The organism is Streptomyces sp. TLI_105 (assembly GCF_900105415.1).
Taxonomy (GTDB): domain Bacteria; phylum Actinomycetota; class Actinomycetes; order Streptomycetales; family Streptomycetaceae; genus Streptomyces.
This window is the reverse complement of sequence record NZ_FNSM01000001.1, coordinates 2,957,151-2,980,328: the sequence shown is the minus strand read 5'-3', so window position 1 is coordinate 2,980,328 and position 23,178 is coordinate 2,957,151. Positions and strand designations below refer to the sequence as shown.

Below are 23,178 nucleotides of genomic sequence, written 5' to 3'. Positions count from 1 at the left end.
GCTGACGCACGGCTGGGGAAGTGATCGGGTGTGATCGACACCGAGGGCGACCGCGCGGAGTGGAACTTCCCGGCGGAGGCCAACGCCGTGCGTACGGCCCGCCACGCGGTGCGCGAGACCCTGCGTGCCTGGGAGCTCGACACGGCCCTCGGTGATGTGACCGTCCTGCTGGTCAGCGAGCTGGTGACCAACTCGCTGCGGTACGCCTCCGGCCCCATCGGCGTCCGCCTCGTCCGTCCCCACGACGACGCCGCCGACGCGGCGCAGACCCCGGCGCTCCTGGTGGAGGTCTCCGATCCGCTTCCGGATCCGCCGACCGAGCGGGCCCCGGGACCCGACGACGAGGGGGGCCGGGGCCTCGCGCTCGTGGCCTGTTCCGCTCGCCGCTGGGGGACCCGTAGAGGAAGGACGGGCAAAACCGTATGGTTCGAGCTGGCTCTCCCTGGTGAGTAAACAGGGTGGGACAACGATCACCGGTACTCGACCAGGGATGAACGAGACCACCCTGTGATCGTGAACGTCGTGCCGTCGGGGCCTGCCGTATTGAATACTGCGGGCATGGCCGGTCCGGTGCGGTGAGCTGGAGGGGACGGTCGCGTGAGCGAGATACCTGAGACGGCGAGCGGCGGCGTCGTGTGGCAGAGCAGCCCGCCCGGCTCCATCTATGACTACATCCGGGTGGCGTCCTTCTCGATCGGGCCCGACGGCCTCGTCGAGCAGTGGAGCCGAAGGGCCGTGGACCTCTTCGGGGTCACCGCGGAGGAGGCCAGGGGCAAGGACCCCGTCGAGGCCTTCATGCCCGCCGACCTGCGCGAGCGCGGCCACCGACGGGTCAAGGAGATCCTCGACGGCAAGGAGTGGACGGGCCTCGTCCCCTTCCGCATGCCCGGCGAGGACCGGCCCCGGGGCATCGCCGAGATGTACGTCATGCCGAGCGAGACCCAGACCGGGGAACGGGCCGCGCTGTGCATCGTCGTCGACGTGCGCGCCCTGCGCCGCATCGAGACCGACCTCGCCGCCTCCCAGGCGATATTCGGCCAATCCCCCTTCGGCTTCCTCCTCTTCGGCACGGACCTCACCGTAAAGCGGGCCAACCGGCGCTTCGCCACCGTCTTCGGCGGCGAGGCCGACGACCACCGGGGCCGTACCGTCCACGACTACCTGGGCCGCGCCGAGGCCGACCGGATGACCACCGCCCTCCGGAAGGTCCTGGAGACCGGCGAGTCCGTCACCGACTTCCAGATCGTCGGCGCCGCCCCCGGCGCCAGGGACCGTCGCCACTGGTCCATCAACCTCTACCGCGTGCACAGCGGCTCCGGCCGCCCGATCGGGGTCGCCGGACTCGGCATCGACGTCACCCGCCGGCACAACGCCGCCAGGGAGGCCGCCAGCGCCCGCCGCAACCTCGCCCTGCTCAACGAGGCCGGCGCCCGCATCGGCAACTCCCTCGACCTGGAGGCCACCGCCCGCGAGCTCCTCGACGTCGCCGTCCCCGGCTTCTGCGACCTCGCCTCCGTCGACCTCTACCAGGGCCTCCTCACCGGCGACGAGGCACCGCCCGGCCGCTGGGGGAACTCCCACGACGTCGGCTACGGCGCGGGCAGCGCCGAACTCCGCAGGGTCGCCTTCGCCAGCGCCGTCTCCGACACCCCCCTCAGGACCGACGAGGGGCACGGCCCGGACAGCGGCTGCCCAGGTCCCGTGTCCATCGAGGTCGGGGCCGTCCACCGCTACCCGTTCAACTCGCCCTGCGCCGGAGCCCTGCGCACCGGACGCATCCGGACGGTCCCGGGCTCCGACGGGGACCTCGTCCAGTCCACCCTGGTCGTCCCGATGACCGCCCACGACACCGTCGTCGGCCTCGTCCAGTTCTCCCGCGCCAAGGGCAGCGAGCCCTTCGGGGAGCGCGACCGGGCCCTCGCCGTCGAACTCGCCGCCCGCGCCGCCGTCTGCATCGACAACGCGCGTCTCTACCGCCGCGAGCACGAGCGGGCCCTCATCCTCCAGCGCAGCCTGCTCCCGCCCGGCGACCCCGAGGCCGCGGGACTCGACATCGCCTGCCGCTACCTCCCCGGCACCACCGCCACCGAGGTCGGCGGCGACTGGTTCGACGTCATCGAACTCCCCGGCCACCGCACCGCCCTCGTCATCGGCGACGTCATGGGCCGCGGCCTGCGCGCCGCCGTCGCCATGGGCGAACTCCGCACCGCCGTCCGCACCCTCGCCCAGCTCGACCTGGAGCCCGCCGAGGTCCTCTCCCACCTCGACGAGATCGCCCGCGGCCTGGGCGCCCCCATCGGCGCCCAGCAGTCCCGCACCCACAAGAACCGGGGACCCGAACTCTCCGAGGTCTACCTCGCCACCTGCGTCTACGCCGTCTACGACCCGGTCACCCGCCGCTGCACCTTCGCCAACGCCGGGCACCTCCCGCCGGTGCTCGTCGAACCGGGCGAGGAGGCCATGCTCCTCGACGTACCCCCCGGCATGCCGCTCGGCGTCGGCGGGGAGCCCTTCGAGGAGGTCGAGGTCGAACTGCCCGAGGGCGCCCTCCTCGCCCTCTACACCGACGGGCTCGTCGAGTCCCGCGAGCACCCCCTGGACGAAGGCCTCCAGGCCTTCCGGCGCGCCCTCACCGACCCGGCCCGCCCCCTGGAGGACGTCTGCGACCGGGTCCTCACCAGCCTGAACACCGGTCACGGCGAGGACGACATCGCCCTCCTCATGGCCAGGATCCAGGGGCTGCCCAGCGAGGCGGTCGGCGACTGGCAACTGCCCAGGGAACCCCGCTCGGTCGGCCGGGCCCGCGAACTCGCCCGCGCCCAGCTCGCGGCCTGGGACCTCGAACCGCTCGTCGACACCGTCGAACTCCTCGTCAGCGAACTCGTCACCAACGCCCTGCGCTACGGCGAGGGCGAGATCCGGCTGCGCCTGCTGCGGGACCGCACCCTCGTCTGCGAGGTCTGGGACTCCGGCCTGGTCCAGCCACGGCGCCGCAGGGCCCGGGACACCGACGAGGGCGGCCGCGGCCTCCAGCTCGTCGGGCTGCTCTCCGCCTCCTGGGGCTCCCGCCGCACCCCGCGCGGCAAGACCGTCTGGTTCGAACTGGCCCTGCCGGACGGCGAGGGGGCGGCGGAGCCCACGGTGGAGCAGCTCCTCAGCATGTTCTGAACGGCCGATCCTCCGTGGTCAGGCCTTGAGCGCGGCCAGCCGGGCCTCGATCTCGGCGCTGTCGCCGAGCGCGTCCAGCTGCTCGAACTGGGCGTCCAGGGAGGAGGCGGCGAGCTCCTGCCGGCCCAGGGCCCGGGCCTCCTCCCGGCGCACCTTGTCCTCGAAGCGGCTCAGCTCGCTCGTCGGGTCGAGCACGTCGACGCTCCGCACGGCGTCCATCATGCGGTTCTGCGCCTGGGCCGACTTCGCGCGGGCCACCAGCTCGTCCCGCTTGGCCTTCAGCTCGCCCAGCTTCTCCTTCATCCGGTCGAGCCCCGTCCTGAGCTTCTCCACCACGTCGGTCTGCGCGGCGATCGTCGGCTCCGCCGTCCGCGCCTCCTTCTCCGACTGGAGCTGGCGGCCCAGCGCCACCTTCGCCAGGTTGTCGAAGCGGTCCGCCTCCGCCGTCTGCCCGCCGCTCCGCAGTTCGTCCGCCTTGCGGCTCGCGGCGAGCGCCTTGTCGCCCCACTCCTTCGCCGCGGCCACGTCCTCCCGATGGTCCTGCTCCATCAGCCGGAGGTTGCCGATGGTCGCGGCCACCGCCTCCTCCGCCTCCGCGATGTTGTTCGCGTAGTCGCGGATCAGCTGGTCCAGCATCTTCTGCGGATCCTCCGCCTGGTCGAGGAGGGCGTTGATGTTGGCCTTCGCCAGCTGGGTGACCCGGCCGAGAATGGTCTGCTTGCTGCTCATGCTCGTTCTCCTTGCGTACGAGGGGACAGGACGGCCGTCCTCAGAAGCGGCCTCCGCCGCCCAGCCGGCCGCGCGTGCCGCTGCCCCCGAAGCTGCCGGGTCCGCCGCCGAAACCTCCGCCCCCGAAACCGCCCCCTCCTCCGCCGGACCCGCCGTGTCCGCCTCCTCGCCCACCGCCGAACAGCCCGCCGAGGACGATGCCGCCGAGCACCGCACCGCCGAGGCCGCCGCCACCGCTTCCGCCCACCCCCGTCACACCGCCCAGGCCGTTCGGATTCCCGTACGTGCGGACGTCCTGCTCGGCGAGGTCCTGGGCGCGCCGGGCCAGCGCGTCCGCCTGCTGCGCCTCCACGAGGGCCGTCTGCGGGTCCTCGGCGGCGAGCGACCGCGCCTTCTCCCAGCGGCGCCGGGCCTCGGCGAGGCGCGTACGGGCCTCGCTGCCCACCGCGCCCCGGTGCGTGGTGATGTAGTCGGACGCCGCCCCGATCGCCGAACGGGCCGTCAGCATCACCTGATCGAGGAGCACGCGGGCGCGTCGCGTCCCCGACTCGCGCTCCCGCGCGCCCTCCAGCGCCTCGTCGAGCGCCGCGTCGGCCTCCTCGACCCGGCGCAGGGCGTCGATCGGGTCGTACCGCCCGGCGTCCACCCCGCGCCGCACCTCGGCGGCCACCGCCTCGGCGCGGGCGATCCGGCCCTGGAGATCGGCCGTGGACACCCCCTCGGCGGTCCCCTTCAACAGTCCGCGGGCCTCCGCGAGGTCCGCGTCCGTCTCCGCGAGCGCGCCCGTCAGCTTTCCCACGGCCTCGGCCAGGTCCCGCGCCCGCCGGTCCACCGCCTCGATCAGCCGGGCCGCCTGGTCCACGGCGCCCTCGGCGGCCCGGATGTGCACGGCGGCCCCGCCGTTGTCACCGGCGTCGATCCGCTGGCGGGCCTGGTTGACGTGGGTCGTCGCGAACACGAGCCGGTCCTTCGCCTGCTCGACGTCGCCGGCGACGGGCGCGGCCGCCGTCTCGGCGTACCGCTCGCGCATCGAGGTCAGCGCCGCCTCGGCCGTCCCGATCCGCCCGGTCTGCTCGCGGAAGGCCGCCTCCACCCCGGCCAGCGCCTCCGGGGCCGTGTGCTCCAGGGCCCGGAGCCGGTCGAAGTCCTCCGTCTCGGCGTCGAGGCGCGCGTTCGCCTCGGCGCAGCGGCGGAGGATCTCGTCCAGCACGGCCCGGCGGGTCGGGTCGTCCTCGGGGAAGGAGTCGTCGAGCTTCTGCCGCAGCCGGAACGAGGCCGTCAGCTGCTCCTCGGCGAAGTCGACGGCCTCGGTGAAGGGGCGCACCGCCTCCTCGCCGAACTGGGCGGAGGCGAAGCCGAGTTCCTCCTGGCTGGTGCGGATGGCGTCGTCGGTGGCGACCAGCGTCCGGCGGGCCTGTCCGTCGAGCTCGTCCAGGGACGGCGGCGCGGGTTCCTTCGGAGGGCCCCAGCCCTGCCCGCCCCGAGGCGTGGTGCGGGTCTCGGCGCGCCGTCGCCGCTTGGCGTACGCGTAGGCCGCCACGGCTCCCGCGCCGCCGACGAGGACCACGGGCAGGACGAGGTCGGTCGTCGAGGTGCCGTCGTCGGCGGCGGCGCCGGGGTCGGCGGGGCCGGGGGTGAGCGTCGGGGTGGGGACGGGCCGGCCGGCGAGGACGGCGGCGTAGCCGTTCGCCGCGCCGATGGCGGCGCCCGCCCAGTCGTTCCGTCGCAGGGCCGGTTCGATCGCGGTCCGCGCGACCTCGTCGAGCTGGGCCTGGGTGAGGCGGGAGCCGGGGTCGGCCGAGTAGCCGTACTGCCGGTCGTGGGTGGCGACGGCGAGCAGGACGTCGTCGAGGCCGAGCGCGTTGCGCTCCGCGGTGGCGTCGGCCCAGTTCTGGCCCGAGCGTCCGGAGAAGTCCCGTACGTAGACGACGAAGAGCTGGACGCGCCGCTCCTCGTAGAGCCGGTCGAGGGCCTGGACCACGGAGGCGCGGCGGTCGCCGAGGGCGCCGACCCGGTCGGTGATCTGGCCGTCCCGGGACAGGACGACGGGGTCGTCGGCGTGGGCGCCGTGTACGGCGGGCACGAGGATCCACCACGCCGCCACCAGCACCGCGGCAAGGGCTCGGGTGGCTATTCGCGTCACAAGGGGGAGGTTATGTCCGCGTATGGCCGCTCGCGACCCGGCCGATGCCGGAGCCACGACCGGACCCGTGGCGTCCGGAAACCGTTGCGGCCGCCCGAGCGTCACTGTCAGTAGCCGCCGCTACGGTGGTTCCAGTGACGCGACGGCTCTCGGGGGGATCGGGTGGACGGACGACTGAGGCGTGTGTGGAGGCGGGGACGCTGGTTCGTCCTCGGTCTCGTCCTGCTGCTCGTGGTGCCTCCGCTCTTCGGGGCCCTGGCCCTGCGCGTCAGCTACACGGGCGACCTCGGGGAGGACACGAGGACCCGCGGCAAGGACGCCTTCTGGATCGGGCACGCCTGGGTCGACGGACGGAAGGAGGACGCCGACCTGGCGGCCCTCGCCGCGCGGCTGAAGGACAGCGGGATACGCGACCTGTACGTGCACGCCGGGCCCCTGGAGCACGACGGCACCCTGCCGGCGGCGAAGTACCCCCGCGCCAGGTGGCTGATCGACGGGGTGCACCGCGCGATGCCCGGGATACGGGTGCAGGCCTGGCTGGGCGACGTCCTGGCCACCGAAGGGCCCGTGGGGCTGCGCCTGGAGGACGCCGGGTCACGCCGCGCCGTGGTGGGCTCGGCCCGGCAGATCCTCGACGCGGGCTTCGACGGGGTCCACTTCGACCTGGAGCCGCTGCACTCCGACGACCGGGACTACCTCTCCCTCCTCGACGACCTCGGGGAGCTGACCCGGGGCCGCAAGGTCCCGCTCTCGGTCGCCGCCCACCAGATCGACCCGCTGCCGGGCGCCCACACGGCCCTGGGCGCGGTCAGCGGCAACGGCAGCGAGAAGTGGTGGTCGCAGGAGTTCTTCGGCGAGGTCGCCCGGCGCGTCGACCAGATCGCCGTCATGTCGTACGACACCTGGATGCCGCTGGAGAGCCTCTACGGCGGGTACGTCGCCCAGCAGACGGCCCTCGCCCTGGAGGTGACCCCCGAGACGACCGACCTGCTGGTGGGTCTCCCCTTCTTCCACGAGGACGACCTCGGTCACCACGAGAACGCCGAGACGGTCGCCGCGGCCGTCAAGGGCGCGAGACTCGGCCTCGGCCGCACCGACCCCGACCGCGAGCGGTTCGGCCTCGCCCTGTACGTCGACTTCGCGGCGCGGGAGGAGGACTGGGCGGCCTACCGCGCGGGCTGGCTCTGATCCGAAGGGGCGAGGGGGACCCCGGGCGCCGGGGCGGGAGCGGGCGGAGGAGGATGGTGCCGCGCGGCCCGGGGGGGCGGGCCGCCGGGCAAGGGGGAGTACGCCATGACCAGCCGTCTGCTGATGCCGGTCCGCACCGTCCGCACCACCGGGGCGGACCGCGCCTTCCGCGCTCCTGATGCGGAAGGGCCCGCGCGGGAGGTGCCCGGGTCCACCCGGCCCACCCCGATCCTGGACCTGGCGCATCCGCTCGTGACCGCGCTCGTGGCCCGGGTGCTGCGCGAGTCCGAGGCACGGGGAGCGGTCACCGACCGAGCCCGGCTCCAGGTGGCGCACGGCATCCTCGTCACCGCCGTGCGACCGGTGTACTCCGTCGAGGACCGGCGCCGGGTGTCGCGCACGCTGCGGCTCGGGCGCGGCTCGTGCAGCCAGCGGATGGCGGTCCTGGAGGCGGTGGCCCGGTCCCTCGGCGTGGAGACCCGGGTGCGCGGCCTGCTCGTCGACGGCACCTTCTGGTACCCGAGGTTCCCGAAGCTCCGCGCGTTCGTCCCGGAGGAGGTCCTGCTGGCCTGGCCGGAGTTCCGTCTCGACGCGACCGACGCGACCGACGCGGCCCGGGTTTCCGGGGCGGTCGCCGGTGCCGGTCCGGACCCGGCCTCCACCGCCTGGGTGCCGATCGCCGAGCTGTTCACGGGTCTCGCGCCGGGCGGGCACGGGGGCGGGTTCACCAACTCCGGGGCGGAGACGCTCTTCGAGGCCGTCGCCCGGACCACCGTCGACTGGGACGCGCCCGCCGCGTGCGCCGGCTCGGCCCCCTGCGACCTCTCCGCCCACCTCCGTACGGACCTCGGCCGCTTCTCCTCGCGCGACGAGCTGTTCGACCTCCACGGACAGACCCTGTGCCGCCCCGCCCGCACCCTCGCCGAGCCGGTCCTCGGCCGTTGGAGCGCGGGCGCGGCGGCCTGAGGTCAGGCCTTCCGCCGCCTGATCGTCTTCCCGAGCCAGACCAGCGGGTCGTACTTCCGGTCCACGACCCGCTCCTTCAGCGGGATCAGGGCGTTGTCGGTGATCCGGATGGACTCCGGGCAGACCTCGGTGCAGCACTTGGTGATGTTGCAGTAGCCGAGGCCGTGCTCCTCCTGCGCGGTCCGTCGCCGGTCGAGCCCGGCCTCCTCCGCCGCGTCCAGGGGGTGCATGTCGAGCTCCGCGATCCGCATGAGGAAGCGGGGTCCGGCGAAGGCCTCCTTGTTCTCCTCGTGGTCGCGGACCACATGGCAGGTGTCCTGGCACAGGAAGCACTCGATGCACTTCCGGAACTCCTGCGAGCGGTCGACGTCCTCCTGCTTCATCCGGTACTCGCCGGGGCCGAGCCCGGCGGGCGGGACGAACGCCGGGATCTCCCGGGCCTTCGCGTAGTTGAAGGAGACGTCCGTGACCAGGTCGCGGACGACGGGGAAGGCCCGCATCGGGGTGACGGTGACCACCTCGTCCCGCGTGAAGACCGACATCCGGGTCATGCACATCAGCCGGGGCCGGCCGTTGATCTCGGCCGAGCACGACCCGCACTTGCCCGCCTTGCAGTTCCAGCGGACGGCCAGGTCGGGGGTCTGGGTGGCCTGGAGCCGGTGCACGATGTCGAGGACCACCTCGCCGTCGTGCACCTCGACGGTGTAGTCGGTGAGCTCCCCGCCGTCGGCGTCGCCGCGCCAGATCCGGAAGTGGGCCTGATACGTGCTCATGCGTCCAGCTCCTCCTCCGCCAGGTACTTCGCCAGCTCCTCCTTCTCGAAGAGGGCGAGCAGATCGGGCCTGATGGGCTCGGTGCGCACCCGCTCCAGGACGATTCCGCCGTCCTCGGCCCGGCAGAGCAGGTTCACCGGGCGCCAGGAGCGCTCCATCGCCGGCCGGTCCTCGCGGGTGTGCCCGCCCCGGGACTCGGTGCGCTCCAGGGCGGCCCGGGCGACGCACTCGCTGACCAGCAGCATGTTCCGCAGGTCGAGGGCGAGGTGCCAGCCGGGGTTGAACTGCCGGTGCCCCTCGACCGCGATCCGCCCGGCCCGCTCCCGCAGCGCGGCGATCCGCGCCAGGGCCTCGACCATCTCGCCCTCCCGCCGGATGATCCCGACGAGGTCGTTCATCGTCTGCTGGAGCTCCTGGTGGAGCGTGTACGGGTTCTCCGCGGGCCCCTCCCGGAACGGGGCCAGCGCCTCCGTCCGCGCCGCCTCCACCGCCTCCTCGCCGACCTCGGCGGCCGCCGCGCCCGCCGCGTACCGCGCCGCGTGCAGCCCGGCCCGGCGTCCGAAGACCAGCAGGTCGGAGAGGGAGTTCCCGCCGAGCCGGTTGGAGCCGTGCATGCCGCCCGCGACCTCGCCGGCCGCGAAGAGGCCGGGCACCCCGACCGTGGCGGCCGTCTCGGAGTCGACGGCGACGCCGCCCATCACGTAGTGGCAGGTCGGCCCGACCTCCATCGCCTCGGCCGTGATGTCGACGTCCGCCAGCTCCTTGAACTGGTGGTACATCGAGGGCAGCCGGCGCCGGATCGTCTCCGCCGGCATCCGGGTCGACACGTCCAGGAACACCCCGCCGTGCGGGGAGCCGCGCCCCGCCTTCACCTCGGCGTTGATGGCCCGCGCCACCTCGTCGCGCGGCAGCAGCTCGGGCGGGCGCCGGTTGTGGTCGGGGTCCTCGTACCAGCGGTCGCCCTCCTCCTCCGACTCGGCGTACTTCTCCTTGAAGACGTCGGGGACGTAGTCGAACATGAAGCGCCGGCCCTCGGAGTTCCGCAGCACCCCGCCGTCGCCGCGTACGGACTCGGTGACCAGGATCCCCTTCACCGACGGCGGCCAGACCATGCCGGTCGGATGGAACTGCACGAACTCCATGTTCACCAGGGGCGCCCCCGCGAGCAGGGCCAGCGCGTGGCCGTCGCCCGTGTACTCCCAGGAGTTCGAGGTCACCTTGAAGGACTTGCCGATGCCGCCGGTCGCGAGGACGACCGCGGGCGCCTCCAGGACGAGGAAGCGCCCGCTCTCCCGTTCGTAGCAGAAGACCCCGGCGACCCTCCCGTCCCCGTCCTTCAGGACGCGGGTGACGGTGAACTCCTGGAAGACCTTCAGGCGCGCCTCGTGGTCGCCGGTCTCCCGGTGGTCCTCCTGCTGGAGCCCGACGACCTTCTGCTGGAGGGTCCGCAGCAGTTCGAGGCCGGTGCGGTCGCCGACGTGCGCGAGCCGGGGGTACTCGTGGCCGCCGAAGTTGCGCTGCGAGATACGGCCGTCCGGGGTCCGGTCGAAGAGCGCGCCCCAGGTCTCCAGCTCCCAGACCCGCTCGGGGGCCTCCTGGGCGTGCAGCTCGGCCATCCGCCACTGGTTGAGGAACTTCCCGCCGCGCATGGTGTCCCGGAAGTGCGTCTTCCAGTCGTCGTGCTCGTTGGCGTTCGCCATGGAGGCGGCGATGCCGCCCTCGGCCATCACCGTGTGCGCCTTGCCGAAGAGGGACTTGCAGATGACGGCGGTGCGCGCGCCGGCCCGGCGCGCCTCGATCGCGGCCCGCAGCCCGGCGCCGCCCGCGCCGACCACGACCACGTCCCACCGCTGCCGTTCCACGGAGCTCACAGGACTCATGTCAGAAGAACCTCGGGTCGTCGAAGGCGCCGGTGGCGAGCAGGTACACGTACAGATCGCAGGCGGCGACGCTGATCAGCGACGCCCAGGCGAGTTGCATGTGACGCCGGTTCAGGCGTCCCACCCAGGTCCACAGCCGGTAGCGGACGGGGTGCTTCGAGAAGTGCTTCAGACGGCCGCCGACGATGTGCCGGCAGGAGTGGCAGGAGAGGGTGTACGCCCAGATCAGGACGATGTTGACGAGGAAGACCAGCGTCCCGAGCCCGGCGTGGCCCCAGGCGTAGTCGGTGTCCCGGAAGGTCAGGGCGGTGTCGTACGTGAGGATCCCGGCGACCGGCAGCGCCGCGTAGAAGAAGTACCGGTGGAGGTTCTGCAGGAGCAGCGGGAAGCGGGTCTCGCCGGTGTACGCGCGGTGGGGTTCGGCGACCGCGCAGGCCGGGGGAGCCGCCCAGAACCCCCGGTAGTAGGCCTTGCGGTAGTAGTAACAGGTCAGCCGGAAGCCCAGCGGGAAGACGAGGATCAGCAGGGCGGGGGAGAGCCCCCACCAGCTGCCGAAGACCTCCCAGTTCGGCCCGCCGCGCATGGGGACGCAGTTCTCCGCGAGGCAGGGCGAGTAGAACGGGGAGACGTAGGGGGCGGAGTAGTAGTCGGCGTTCGCGAACGCCCGCCACGTCGAGTACGCGACGAAGGCGAGCAGACCGACCGCGGTGGCGGCGGGGGAGAGCCACCAGCGGTCGGTGCGCAGATGGCGGGCCGCGATGGAGGCGCGCCCCGGGGAGCGCACCCCCGTCGCGGCTCTGTGGCTCGTCGGGGGTTCTGTACCTGTGGCCAACAGGGCCTCCTCGGCTCTACGGCGCGTGGCGGTCGCGTGCTCCCAGGCCCTCGTCGTCGACGTCGGTCCACTTCCCGGCGTCGTACGGGGCGTCGGGGATGGTCACCATGCTCGCGGCGCGGCCGGAGGCGGGCGCGAGAGGCGCGGTCTGCCCCGTCCCGACGCGGCGTTCCAGCTCTTCGACCGTGTGTTCCAGGTCCTGCAAGCGGCGCTTGACGGCCGCCAGATCGTCCTGAACGGACATGGTTGCCCTCACCTTCGTGAGTGTCGCGCGTCACATCCCGCTTGGGAAGCCGTGTGCACGGGTGGTTGGGCCGCACGAGTGGGGTTTGCCGGTCGCGCCGTCGTGTCGCCGTGGCCGAATCCGGTCCGTCCTTTTCAGTGTATGAGCAATAGGTCTGATCATCTCCAAATGGAATAAATCTGGACGAAGGGGTACAAGTCATGTCCCAGATCGGCGCCCCTCGCGGGAGGACATGCTCCAGGAGCCCCCGCTCCCGCACGCTCCGCTCCGTCGCCACCCTCACCAGCGCGGTCCTCGCCGTCACCGTCCTCGCCGGCTGCAGCTCCGACGACGAGGCCGACGAGGCCCCCGTCGCGGCCCAGGACAAGGCGCCCGCGGCCCGCGACCGGGTCGCGGACGGCGGCACCCTGCGCTGGGCGGTCGACACGCTGCCCACCACGCTCAACACCTTCCAGGCCGACGCCGACGGCACCACCTCGCGCATCGCCGGAGCCGTGCTCCCCTCCCTCTACACGCTCGACGAGCGCGGTCGGCCGCAGCTCGACCCCGACTACCTGGAGTCCGCGCAGGTCGTCGAGACCGAGCCCAAGCAGGTCGTCCTCTACAAGCTCAACCAGCAGGCGGTCTGGAGCGACGGCCGCGAGATCGGCGCCCCGGACTTCGTGGCCCAGTGGCGTGCGCTGAGCGGCCGTGACACCGCGTACTGGACCGCCCGCAACTCCGGCTACGAGCGGATCGAGAAGATCGAGCGGGGCAAGAACGACCTGGAGGTGCGGGTCACCTTCGCCAAGCCCTACGCCGACTGGCAGTCCCTCTTCACGCCCCTCTACCCCAAGCAGGTGATGGGCTCCCCGAACACCTTCAACGACGGGGCGCGCACCACCCTCAAGGCCACTGCAGGACCGTTCCTGCTCAAGGCGATCGACCGGAAGAGCGGCGACGTCACCCTCACCCGCAACCCCCGCTGGTGGGGGCAGCAGGCCAAGCTCGACAGCCTCGTCCTCAAGGCCGTCCCCCGCGCCGACCGGCCCGACGCGCTCGCCGCGGGCAGTCTCGACCTGGCCGAGATCGACCGGTCCACCGCCGAGCGGATCTCCCTCGCCCTCCGGGACGCCCGCGCCGGCCGGAACGGCGCCCAGGCCGCCCTCGCCCACGGCCCCGGCGCCGCGATCACCCCCTCCAAGGCCCTGCGGTCCTGGGCCCTCGCCCACGGCTCCGACGAGAAGGCGGCGGAGGCCAAGGCCGCCCGCAAGAAGAACCAGGAGGCCATCGAGCGGTACGCGAGCGCCCAGGACGCCCTGGCGAAGTACGTGGTCCGCAAGTCCCTGGAGCCCGCCTACACCCAGCTCTCGCTGAACGGCGAGTCCGGCCCGCTGGCCGACGAGCGGGTCCGGCGCGCGGTGGCCCGCGCCATCAACCGCCAGGAACTGGCCGAATCCGTACTGAAGCCGCTCGGCCTCCCCGCGAACCCCCCCGGCAGCCACCTCGCCCTCGCGGGCCAGGCGGCGTACGCGGACAGCAGCGACGCGCTCGGCGACCAGGACACCAAGGAGGCGCAGGCGCTCCTCTCCGACGCGGGCTGGGTCCCGGGCGGCGCGCTCCGGAAGCCCGCCGGCACCAAGGCGGGCAGCGAGTCGGAGAAGAAGGAGTCCGAGAAGAAGGAGAAGAAGGAGGCGGAGAAGAAGGACGAGGGCTCCACCGACGCCAAGAAGAGGAACGACGACACCGCCTCCGACGAGGGCCTCTACATCGTCGGCGACGACAAGCCCGGCGACCGCCGTGCCGCCCCCGCCATCGGCGCGAACGGCCCCGAGAACGGCACCGGCCCCCTCGCCCCGGCCTCCGACGCCGCCCGCCAGAGCGCCGCCCTCCTCGCCCGCGCCGAGGCGCTCGACACCGGAACCGGCGCCAGTGCCCGCGCCGCCCAGTCGGCCCCCAAGCCGGACCACGGCGTGGCCGGCGCCTACGCCCCGCGCGGCACCGCCGCCCCCGTGACCGCCCCCGACGCCGCCAAGGCCCTCGGCAAGGACGGCAAGGCCCTCAGCCTCCGCTTCGTCCTGCCGTCCGGGCCCGGCTCCGAGTCGCTGCGGGCGGTCGGGGACCGGATCGTCCGGATGCTCGACGCCGTCGGGATCCGCACCGAGGTCACCAAGGTCTCCGACGACAGCTTCTTCAAGGACCACGTGGCCTCGGGCGACTACGACCTGGCCCTCTACTCCTGGCCGGCCTCCGCCTTCCCGGCGACCGACGCCCGCCCGATCTTCGCCAAGCCCGAGCCGGCCTCGGACGGCTCGCTCCTCGTCGAGCAGAACTACTCCCGGGTCGGCACCGACCGCATCGACCAGCTCTTCGACCAGGCGGCGGGGACGCTCGACGAGGAGGAGGCCCACGAGCTGGTGCGCCAGGCCGACGCCCGGATCTGGGCCGCGGCCGGATCCATCCCCCTCTACCAGCGCCCGCAGCTCGTCGCCGCCAGGGCCGATCTCGTGAACGCCGGGGCCTGGGGGCTCGGCACTCCCCGCTACCAGGACATCGGCTTCAAGAAGCCCGAATCCTCCAACGGTGCCGAACGAAACCGCTGAAACCTCCGAAACCTCTGAAACCGCTGGTCACAACCTCAGAACCAGCTCAATTTCCTTGCCCGCCGGTGATCCCGGCGGGCAGGATCGCGTCGGCCCTTTGACCCGGTCGCACGACCCCCCAGCACGGCCCCCACACCCTTGAAAACCCTCAGGACTACCACTCGGATCTTGGCCGGGGAAGCCCCTTGCACGGCAGCCCCGTACCATAGGACATAGCCGTGGCGCGTCCGCCCGGCGGGCGTACGAGGAACTGACGCCGCATCCCACGATCCGAGAGAAGCGCAAGCACCCATGCCCACGCGCCACGACATCCGTAACGTCGCCATCGTCGCCCACGTCGACCACGGCAAGACGACCATCGTCGACGCCATGCTCAAGCAGGCCGGTGCCTTCGCCGCCCACCAGCAGCTCGACGACCGCATGATGGACTCGAACGACCTGGAGCGTGAGAAGGGCATCACGATCCTCGCCAAGAACACGGCGGTGAAGTATCACCCCAAGGACGGCGGGGCCCCGATCACCATCAACATCATCGACACCCCCGGCCACGCCGACTTCGGTGGCGAGGTCGAGCGCGGTCTGTCGATGGTGGACGCGGTCGTCCTCCTGGTGGACGCCTCCGAGGGTCCGCTCCCGCAGACCCGCTTCGTGCTGCGCAAGGCCCTCCAGCAGCGCAAGCCCGTCATCCTCTGCATCAACAAGACGGACCGCCCGGACTCCCGGATCGACGAGGTCGTCAACGAGACCTACGACCTCTTCCTCGACCTGGACGCGGACGAGGACCAGATCGAGTTCCCGATCGTCTACGCCTGCGGCCGCGACGGCATCGCCTCGCTGACCAAGCCGGCGGACGGCACGGTCCCGCAGGACTCCGACAGCCTGGAGCCGTTCTTCTCCACCATCCTGGAGCACGTCCCGGCCCCGGCGTACGACGAGGAGGCGCCGCTCCAGGCGCACGTCACCAACCTCGACGCCGACAACTTCCTCGGCCGCATCGCGCTGCTCCGCGTCGAGCAGGGCGAGCTGCGCAAGGGCCAGACGGTCGCGTGGATCAAGCGGGACGGCACCATCTCCAACGTCCGCATCACCGAGCTGATGATGACCGAGGCGCTCACCCGCAAGCCGGCCGAGGTCGCCGGCCCCGGTGACATCTGCGCCGTCGCCGGTATCCCCGACATCATGATCGGCGAGACCCTGGCCGACCCGGAGAACCCGATCGCGCTGCCGCTGATCACGGTCGACCAGCCGGCCATCTCCATGACCATCGGCACCAACACCTCGCCGCTCGTCGGCCGGGGTGGCACCGGCAAGGGCGCCGACGCCAAGGCCGCGGTCAAGGACCGCAAGGTCACCGCCCGCCAGGTGAAGGACCGCCTGGACCGCGAGCTCATCGGCAACGTCTCGCTCCGCGTCCTCGACACCGAGCGTCCCGACGCCTGGGAGGTCCAGGGCCGCGGTGAGCTCGCGCTCGCCATCCTGGTCGAGCAGATGCGCCGCGAGGGCTTCGAGCTCACCATCGGCAAGCCGCAGGTCGTCACCAAGGAGGTCGACGGCAAGATCCACGAGCCCGTCGAGCGCCTCACGGTCGACGTCCCCGAGGAGCACATGGGTGCGGTCACGCAGCTCATGGGCGTCCGCAAGGGCCGCATGGACAACATGTCGAACCACGGCTCCGGCTGGGTCCGCATGGAGTTCGTCGTTCCGTCCCGTGGCCTCATCGGCTTCCGTACGGAGTTCCTCACCAACACCCGCGGTACGGGCATCGCCCACTCGATCCACGAGGGCCACGAGCCGTGGTTCGGCACGCTGACGACCCGTAACAACGGCTCGCTGGTGGCCGACCGCGCGGGTGCGGTCACCGCCTTCGCGATGACCAACCTCCAGGAGCGCGGCGTCCTCTTCGTGGACCCGGGCACCGAGGTCTACGAGGGCATGATCGTCGGCGAGAACTCCCGCTCCGACGACATGGACGTGAACATCACCAAGGAGAAGAAGCTCACCAACATGCGCTCCTCCTCCGCCGACTCCTTCGAGGCGATCGTCCCGCCGCGCAAGCTCTCGCTGGAGCAGTCGCTGGAGTTCTGCCGCGACGACGAGTGCGTCGAGGTCACCCCGGAGGCCGTGCGCATCCGCAAGGTCGTCCTGGACCAGAAGGAGCGCGGTCGTTCCGCTTCCCGCGCCAAGAACGGCTGAGTAAGGTCGCATACGGCCGCTGACGGCGGGGTAGATCACGCTTCTGTGATCTACGCCGCCCGCGGTTGACACGACGTCAGCACCGGAGCCCGGACCCCCACAGGCACTGTGGGGGTCCGGGCTTTTCGTCAAGTTCCGTCAACCCCATTTCAGAGCCCGAGTGTCCGTATATCGGCGATCGCTCTCCGGTACGTGTGTTAACAGTCCGTTTCGGGCGTGTCTGTCTGTGCTCAGTTTGTCCGGATTTCGGTCACTCGGGGCCTGGCGATGTTGTCAAAACGAGACCGCTTAAGTGTGGTTTACAGCCCGGACGTACTTAATAGTTGGCTCCATTGAGCTCGGGTCAATGGGTCACGCACTGTGGGGAGTGCCGACTCACGAGCACACTCGGGGCACTTGAGTCCAAAGCCGTCAGGGGTGTCGGCGAAACTCGGAGTGTCCCTCTTGTAGTGACAAAGTGGACTCATGAGGAGGAACCCATGCGCGGTGCCAAGAGCGCCAAGTGGGTAACGGGCGCGATCATCGTTGCCCTTGCTGCGACCGCCTGTGGCGGGGGTAAGAGCGGGACCGGCGACGACGCCAAGGGCGCTGTTGACCCGAACGGAATCTTCTCCATCGAGCTGGGTGAGCCCGAGAAGCCCCTGCTCACCGGTGACACGATGGAGTCCAACGGCTCCGCCGTCATGGCCGGCCTGTTCTCGACCCTGGTCGACTACAAGGCCGACGGCTCCCTGCAGATGATCAACGCCGAGTCGGTCACCACGACGGACTCGAAGACGTGGACCGTCAAGCTCAAGCCGGGCTGGACCTTCCACGACGGCACCCCGGTCACCTCCAAGTCCTACGTGGACGCGTGGAACTGGAACGCCAGCCTGAAGAACGCCCAGGGCCTCGCGTCCTGGTTCGCGGACATCAAGGGCTACGACAAGGTCCACCCGGACGCCGAGGGTGCGAAGCAGACCGCCGACAAGCTCGAGGGCCTGAAGGTCGTCGACGAGAACACCTTCACCATCGAGCTCTCGAAGGCCGTTCCGTACTTCGGCCACAAGCTCGCCTACATCGTCTTCGCCCCGCTCCCGGAGTCCTTCTACAAGGACCCGGTCGCCGGCGGCCAGAAGCCGGTCGGCAACGGTCCCTACAAGTTCAAGAGCTGGGACCACAAGAAGAAGATCGAGATCACCCGGTTCGACGGCTACAAGGGCCCGAACAAGGCGAAGAACGGCGGTGTGGTCTTCAAGAACTACACCACCCTCGAGGCCGCGTACGAGGACCTGAAGTCCGGCAACGTCGACGTCCTGCGTCAGATCGCGCCGAAGGACCTCCCGGTCTACCGCCAGGACCTCGGCGACCGCGCCGTGGACCAGCCGTACTCCGCGATCCAGACCATCGCCGTCGCCTTCTACTCGGACCAGTGGAAGAAGCCGAAGCTGGTCGACCCGCGCGTCATCCAGGGTCTGTCCATGGCGATCGACCGTGCCACCATCACCAAGACGGTGCTGAACGGCACGCGTGAGCCCGCGACCGGCTGGGTCGCGAAGGGCGTCCTGGGCTTCCAGGAGGACGGCGGCAACGGCGTCACCAAGTACGACCCGGCTCAGGCCAAGGCCCTCATCAAGGCCGGCGGCGGCGTCCCGGGCAACAAGATCTCGATCCAGTACAACGCCGACGGTGGCCACAAGGAGTGGGTGGACGCTGTCTGCAACTCCATCCAGCAGGCCACCAGCGTCCAGTGCGTCGGCGACGGCAAGCCGGACTTCCAGGCCGACCTGACCGCCCGTAAGACCAAGCAGGTCAAGTCGCTCTACCGCTCCGGCTGGGTGCTCGACTACCCGGTGAACGCCAACTTCATCTCGGACCTGTTCCGCACGGGTGCGGGCGGCAACCAGGGCGACTTCTCCAACAAGGAGCTGGACGCCAAGATCGCGAAGGCCGACTCCGCCACGACCCTTGACGAGTCCGTCAAGGCGTACCAGGCGATCGAGAAGGACCTCAAGAACTACATGCCGTCCATCCCGCTCTGGTACTACAAGGTCAACGCGGGCTTCTCCGAGAAGGTCTCGGGTGTCGCCTACGGTCAGGACGGCGACCCGATCCTGACCGGCGTCGAGGTCAAGAAGTAATCACCCAAGCGTAGTCCGCACGCCGTCACGGGACTGACGGATCGTCAGTCCCGTCTCGGTGCCTTACGCAGCGGCTGGGGGGCCCTTCCACGACATCAGCATGCCCGGATCCGGGCATGCCGTCGGGGGAGGGCCCGTCGGTTGCGCTGTCACATCTCAACGGAGGCATGATGGGGCGTTATGTCGCACGACGACTGCTCCAGATGATCCCGGTTTTCCTCGGGACAACCCTGCTGATCTTCCTCATGGTGCACAGCCTGCCCGGTGACCCCGTGCTGGCGATGTTCGGCGACAAGGGCGCCGACCCGGCGACGCTCGCCGCGAAGCGCCACGAGCTGGGTCTCGACAGGCCGCAGTGGGAGCAGTACGTCACCTACATGCGAGACATGGTCCTGCACCTGGACTTCGGCACCCAGATCCGCAACGGGCTCCCGGTCACAGACGTGCTCGGCGACGCGTTCCCCATCACGCTCCAGCTGGCTGTACTGGCCTTCGCCATCGAGCTCGTCTTCGGCATCGGCCTGGGCATCATCGGTGGTCTGCGAGCCGGCCGCCTGGCCGACAACCTGATCCTGATCTTCACCCTGCTGATCATCTCGATCCCGGTCTTCGTCCTCGGCTACATCATCAAGATGGTCTTCGCCTTCAACCTGGGCTGGATCGAGCCGAACGTCAGCACCGAGCCCGAGTGGGGCCAGCTGATCGCTCCCGCCATCGTGCTCGGCGGTCTCTCCCTCGCCTACGTGGCGCGCCTCACCCGTACGTCCATGGCGGAGAACCTGCGCGCCGACTACATGCGCACGGCCGTCGCCAAGGGCCTGCCGAAGCGCCGGGTCATCGGTGTCCACCTGATGCGCAACTCGATGATCCCCGTGGTCACCTTCCTCGGCACCGACATCGGCGCCCTCATGGGCGGTGCGGTCGTCACCGAGTTCATCTTCAACATCCACGGCATCGGTGGCGTCATCGCCGAGTCGATCTCCCGGCGCGAAGGTTCGACCCTGGTGGGCCTCGTCACCATCCTGGTGATCGTCTACCTCGTCACCAGCCTGCTCATCGACCTGCTGTACGCGGTCCTGGACCCGAGGATCCGGTATGCCTGACGTGACCAAGACCGCTGCCGCGGCCGTCGAGGACGCCATCGCCCCGCCCCTCGTGGACTCGGCGCCGGCACCGACGCAGGAGAAGGCCCGCAGCCTCTGGGGCGACGCCTGGGCCGACCTGCGCCGCAACCCGTACTTCATCGTCTCGTCGGCGCTGATCGCGCTGCTGCTGCTGATCGCGGCCTGGCCGACCCTCTTCACCAGCGCGTCCCCGACCGCCGGTGACCTGGTCCACCACTTCCTGGGCAAGCCCGAGCTGGGCAAGGTCGGTTCGCCGGAGTGGCTGGGCTACGACGGCCAGGGCCGCTCGGTCTACGCCCGGCTGATCCACGGCACCCGCGCCTCGATCATCGTCGGCATCGCCGTCACCGCGATCGTCACCGTCATCGGCGGCATCATGGGCATGATCGCCGGCTACTTCGGCGGCATCGTCGACGCGATCCTCTCCCGGATCACGGACATCTTCTTCGGCATCCCGTTCCTGCTCGGCGCCATGGTCGTCCTGCAGTCGTTCGTCGAGCGGACCGTCTGGGTCGTCGTCTTCGCCCTCGCGTTCCTCGGCTGGACCCAGATCACCCGCGTCATGCGCGGTGCCGTGATCACGGTCAAGCAGGCCGACTACGTCCACGCGGCGAAGGCCCTCGGCGCCGGCACCGTCCGGATCCTCTTCCGGCACATCCTGCCGAACGCCATGGCCCCGGTGATCGTCGTCTCGACCATCGCGCTCGGCGGCTACATCTCGGCCGAGGCGACCCTGTCCTTCCTGGGTCTGGGCCTCGCCGCCCCGACCGTCTCGTGGGGTGTCGACATCTCCGCGGGCGTCGCCCAGATCCGAGTGGCCCCGCACATCCTGCTCTGGCCCTCGATCATGCTGAGCATCACGGTTCTGGCGTTCATCATGCTCGGCGAAGCCGTACGCAACGCCCTCGACCCCAAGCTGCGCTGAGGAGGGCGTAACAGATGAGCATCATCGACAAGACCGCGGCCGTCCCGGCGCCGCGCGGCGGTTCCGACCACACCGGTCCGCTCCTCGAAGTCCGCGACCTGCACGTGGAGTTCCACACCCGTGACGGTGTGGCCAAGGCGGTCAACGGCGTCAACTACTCGGTGAACGCCGGCGAGACCCTCGCCGTCCTCGGCGAGTCCGGCTCCGGCAAGTCCGTCACCGCCCAGGCCGTCATGGGCATCCTCGACATGCCGCCCGGCAAGATCCCGCAGGGCGAGATCCTGTTCCGCGGCGAGGACATGCTGAAGATGTCCGAGGAGGACCGCCGGAAGATCCGCGGCCGGAAGATCGCGATGATCTTCCAGGACGCGCTGTCCTCCCTCAACCCGGTCCTCACCGTCGGCTACCAGCTCGGCGAGATGTTCCGGGTCCACCACGGCATGTCCAAGAAGGACGCCAAGGTCAAGGCCATCGAGCTGATGGACAAGGTCAAGATCCCCGCCGCCAAGGCGCGGGTCTCCGACTACCCCCACCAGTTCTCCGGCGGCATGCGCCAGCGCATCATGATCGCCATGGCGCTCGCCCTGGAGCCGGACCTGATCATCGCCGACGAGCCCACCACGGCTCTCGACGTGACCGTCCAGGCCCAGGTCATGGACCTCCTCGCGGAGCTCCAGCAGGAATACAACATGGGTCTGATCCTGATCACCCACGACCTCGGCGTCGTCGCCGACGTCGCGGACAAGATCGCCGTGATGTACGCCGGCCGGATCGTCGAGCAGGCGCCGGTGCACGAGCTGTACAAGCGCCCGGCCCACCCGTACACCCGCGGTCTGCTGGACTCGATCCCGCGCCTGGACCAGAAGGGCCAGGAGCTCTACGCGATCAAGGGCCTGCCGCCCAACCTGCTCAAGGTGCCCACCGGCTGCGCCTTCAACCCGCGCTGCCCCAAGGCCGACGACATCTGCCGCACGGAGATCCCGGCCCTGGTGCCGGTCACCGAGCAGGACGGCGCGGATCTCCCGGGCCGTAAGAGCGCCTGCCACTTCTGGAAGGAGACGATCCATGGCTGACCTCAGCAAGAACGACGAGGCCGTGGCCGCCGCCGTCGAGGCCCCCGTGGGCCGCGGCGAGCCGATCCTCCAGGTGCGGGGCCTGAAGAAGCACTTCCCGCTGACGCAGGGCATCCTCTTCAAGAAGCAGGTCGGCGCGGTCAAGGCCGTGGACGGGGTCTCCTTCGACCTCTTCCAGGGCGAGACCCTCGGCATCGTGGGCGAGTCCGGCTGTGGCAAGTCCACGGTCGCCAAGCTCCTGATGAACCTGGAGCGGGCCACCGCCGGCGAGGTCTTCTACAAGGGCCAGGACATCACCAAGCTGTCCGGGCGTGCGCTGAAGGCCGTCCGCCGCAACATCCAGATGGTCTTCCAGGACCCGTACACCTCGCTGAACCCGCGCATGACGGTCGGCGACATCATCGGCGAGCCCTTCGACATCCACCCCGAGGTGGCCCCGAAGGGCGACCGGCGCCGCAAGGTGCAGGAGCTGCTCGACGTCGTCGGTCTGAACCCGGAGTACATCAACCGGTACCCGCACCAGTTCTCCGGCGGTCAGCGCCAGCGCATCGGCATCGCCCGCGGCCTCGCGCTCAACCCGGAGATCATCATCTGCGACGAGCCGGTCTCGGCCCTGGACGTCTCCGTCCAGGCGCAGGTCATCAACCTGATGGGGAAGCTGCAGGACGAGTTCAACCTGTCCTACCTCTTCATCGCGCACGACCTGTCGATCGTCCGGCACATCTCCGACCGCGTCGGCGTCATGTACCTCGGCAAGATGGCCGAGATCGGTACGGACGAGCAGATCTACGAGCACCCGACGCACCCGTACACCCAGGCGCTGCTCTCCGCGGTGCCGGTGCCGGACCCGGAGGCCCGTGCGCACCGCGAGCGGATCATCCTCACCGGTGACGTCCCCTCGCCGGCCAACCCGCCGTCGGGCTGCAGCTTCCGCACCCGCTGCTGGAAGGCGCAGGACAAGTGCTCGCAGGAGGTTCCGGTCCTCGCGGTCCCGGAGCGCTTCAAGGGCCAGGACACCCCGGCCGCCCACTTCTCGGCGTGCCACTTCGCCGAGGAGAAGCAGGTCGTCCCGGTGCACTGACGCACCGACACGCCGTCCGATCCGGTCCGCCCGGAGCCCGAGAGGCCCCCGCACCCGCAAGGGTGCGGGGGCCTCTCGCGTCGCCCGGGGCGCCCCGGTCCCCTTCCGGCGAGAGCGAGAGCGAGGGCGAGGGCGAGGGCGAGGGCGACGGCGACGG

General features: G+C 70.9%; 17 protein-coding genes. 11 read left to right on the top strand and 6 right to left on the bottom strand.

Annotation, left to right across the window (positions count from 1 at the left end):
• The first annotated feature begins 30 nt into the window (after positions 1-30).
• Both BLW86_RS13410 and BLW86_RS13405 read left to right on the top strand, forming a co-directional pair.
• On the top strand, positions 31-453 hold the full coding sequence (locus tag BLW86_RS13410) for an ATP-binding protein (protein WP_093874256.1): 423 nt from the start codon (positions 31-33) through the stop codon (positions 451-453).
• Positions 454-597: 144 nt separating this feature from the next.
• The gene (locus BLW86_RS13405) at positions 598-3,168 is read left to right on the top strand and encodes a SpoIIE family protein phosphatase (protein ID WP_093874255.1); all 2,571 of its coding nucleotides are present in this window, start codon (positions 598-600) and stop codon (positions 3,166-3,168) included.
• 18 nt (positions 3,169-3,186) lie between these two features.
• On the opposite strand, the gene BLW86_RS13400 is transcribed toward BLW86_RS13405, so the two are convergent.
• A complete protein-coding gene (locus tag BLW86_RS13400; RefSeq protein WP_093874254.1) occupies positions 3,187-3,897 on the bottom strand; it encodes a PspA/IM30 family protein in 711 nt (236 codons plus the stop codon).
• 40 nt (positions 3,898-3,937) lie between these two features.
• Complete coding sequence (locus BLW86_RS13395; RefSeq protein WP_093874253.1) at positions 3,938-6,040, bottom strand: TPM domain-containing protein; 2,103 nt, start codon at positions 6,038-6,040, stop codon at positions 3,938-3,940.
• 162 nt (positions 6,041-6,202) lie between these two features.
• On the opposite strand from BLW86_RS13395, the gene BLW86_RS13390 reads away from it, so the two are divergent.
• The gene (locus tag BLW86_RS13390) at positions 6,203-7,228 is read left to right on the top strand and encodes a glycoside hydrolase family 18 protein (RefSeq protein ID WP_371129481.1); all 1,026 of its coding nucleotides are present in this window, start codon (positions 6,203-6,205) and stop codon (positions 7,226-7,228) included.
• Between the two features lie 105 nt (positions 7,229-7,333).
• On the top strand, positions 7,334-8,194 hold the full coding sequence (locus tag BLW86_RS13385) for a transglutaminase domain-containing protein (RefSeq protein ID WP_093874252.1): 861 nt from the start codon (positions 7,334-7,336) through the stop codon (positions 8,192-8,194).
• Positions 8,195-8,196: 2 nt separating this feature from the next.
• Here the strand turns inward: BLW86_RS13385 and BLW86_RS13380 are convergent, their stop codons facing one another.
• From BLW86_RS13380 to BLW86_RS13365, 4 genes are read right to left on the bottom strand one after another with little or no spacing between them, the layout of a single operon-like run.
• Entirely contained in the window at positions 8,197-8,967 is a 771-nt protein-coding gene (locus BLW86_RS13380; RefSeq protein ID WP_093874251.1) for a succinate dehydrogenase/fumarate reductase iron-sulfur subunit, read from the bottom strand.
• A complete protein-coding gene (locus BLW86_RS13375; RefSeq protein WP_093874250.1) occupies positions 8,964-10,838 on the bottom strand; it encodes a fumarate reductase/succinate dehydrogenase flavoprotein subunit in 1,875 nt (624 codons plus the stop codon). Before BLW86_RS13375 ends, BLW86_RS13380 begins: the two co-directional genes overlap by 4 nt.
• Before the next feature lie 10 nt (positions 10,839-10,848).
• Complete coding sequence (locus tag BLW86_RS13370) at positions 10,849-11,679, bottom strand: hypothetical protein (protein ID WP_093874249.1); 831 nt, start codon at positions 11,677-11,679, stop codon at positions 10,849-10,851.
• 16 nt (positions 11,680-11,695) lie between these two features.
• On the bottom strand, positions 11,696-11,923 hold the full coding sequence (locus BLW86_RS13365) for a hypothetical protein (protein WP_093874248.1): 228 nt from the start codon (positions 11,921-11,923) through the stop codon (positions 11,696-11,698).
• A 200-nt stretch (positions 11,924-12,123) separates the two neighbouring features.
• Here BLW86_RS13365 and BLW86_RS13360 point away from each other — a divergent pair, with 200 nt between their 5' ends.
• From BLW86_RS13360 to BLW86_RS13330, 7 genes are all read left to right on the top strand, one after another.
• Positions 12,124-14,505 (top strand): ABC transporter family substrate-binding protein, encoded by a 2,382-nt coding sequence (locus BLW86_RS13360; protein ID WP_093874247.1) that lies wholly within the window; start codon positions 12,124-12,126, stop codon positions 14,503-14,505.
• Between the two features lie 291 nt (positions 14,506-14,796).
• The gene (gene typA / locus BLW86_RS13355; protein ID WP_093874246.1) at positions 14,797-16,698 is read left to right on the top strand and encodes a translational GTPase TypA; all 1,902 of its coding nucleotides are present in this window, start codon (positions 14,797-14,799) and stop codon (positions 16,696-16,698) included.
• 479 nt (positions 16,699-17,177) lie between these two features.
• Positions 17,178-18,818 (top strand): peptide ABC transporter substrate-binding protein, encoded by a 1,641-nt coding sequence (locus BLW86_RS13350; protein WP_093874245.1) that lies wholly within the window; start codon positions 17,178-17,180, stop codon positions 18,816-18,818.
• A gap of 170 nt (positions 18,819-18,988) precedes the next feature.
• Complete coding sequence (locus BLW86_RS13345) at positions 18,989-19,921, top strand: ABC transporter permease (RefSeq protein ID WP_177181933.1); 933 nt, start codon at positions 18,989-18,991, stop codon at positions 19,919-19,921.
• Positions 19,914-20,867: an ABC transporter permease gene (locus tag BLW86_RS13340; RefSeq protein WP_093874243.1), complete on the top strand. Its 954-nt coding sequence runs from the start codon at positions 19,914-19,916 to the stop codon at positions 20,865-20,867. Before BLW86_RS13345 ends, BLW86_RS13340 begins: the two co-directional genes overlap by 8 nt.
• A gap of 14 nt (positions 20,868-20,881) precedes the next feature.
• The gene (locus BLW86_RS13335; RefSeq protein ID WP_093874242.1) at positions 20,882-21,940 is read left to right on the top strand and encodes an ABC transporter ATP-binding protein; all 1,059 of its coding nucleotides are present in this window, start codon (positions 20,882-20,884) and stop codon (positions 21,938-21,940) included.
• On the top strand, positions 21,933-23,021 hold the full coding sequence (locus BLW86_RS13330) for an ABC transporter ATP-binding protein (RefSeq protein ID WP_093874241.1): 1,089 nt from the start codon (positions 21,933-21,935) through the stop codon (positions 23,019-23,021). The genes BLW86_RS13335 and BLW86_RS13330 overlap by 8 nt, the downstream gene beginning before the upstream one ends.
• Positions 23,022-23,178 lie beyond the last annotated feature (157 nt).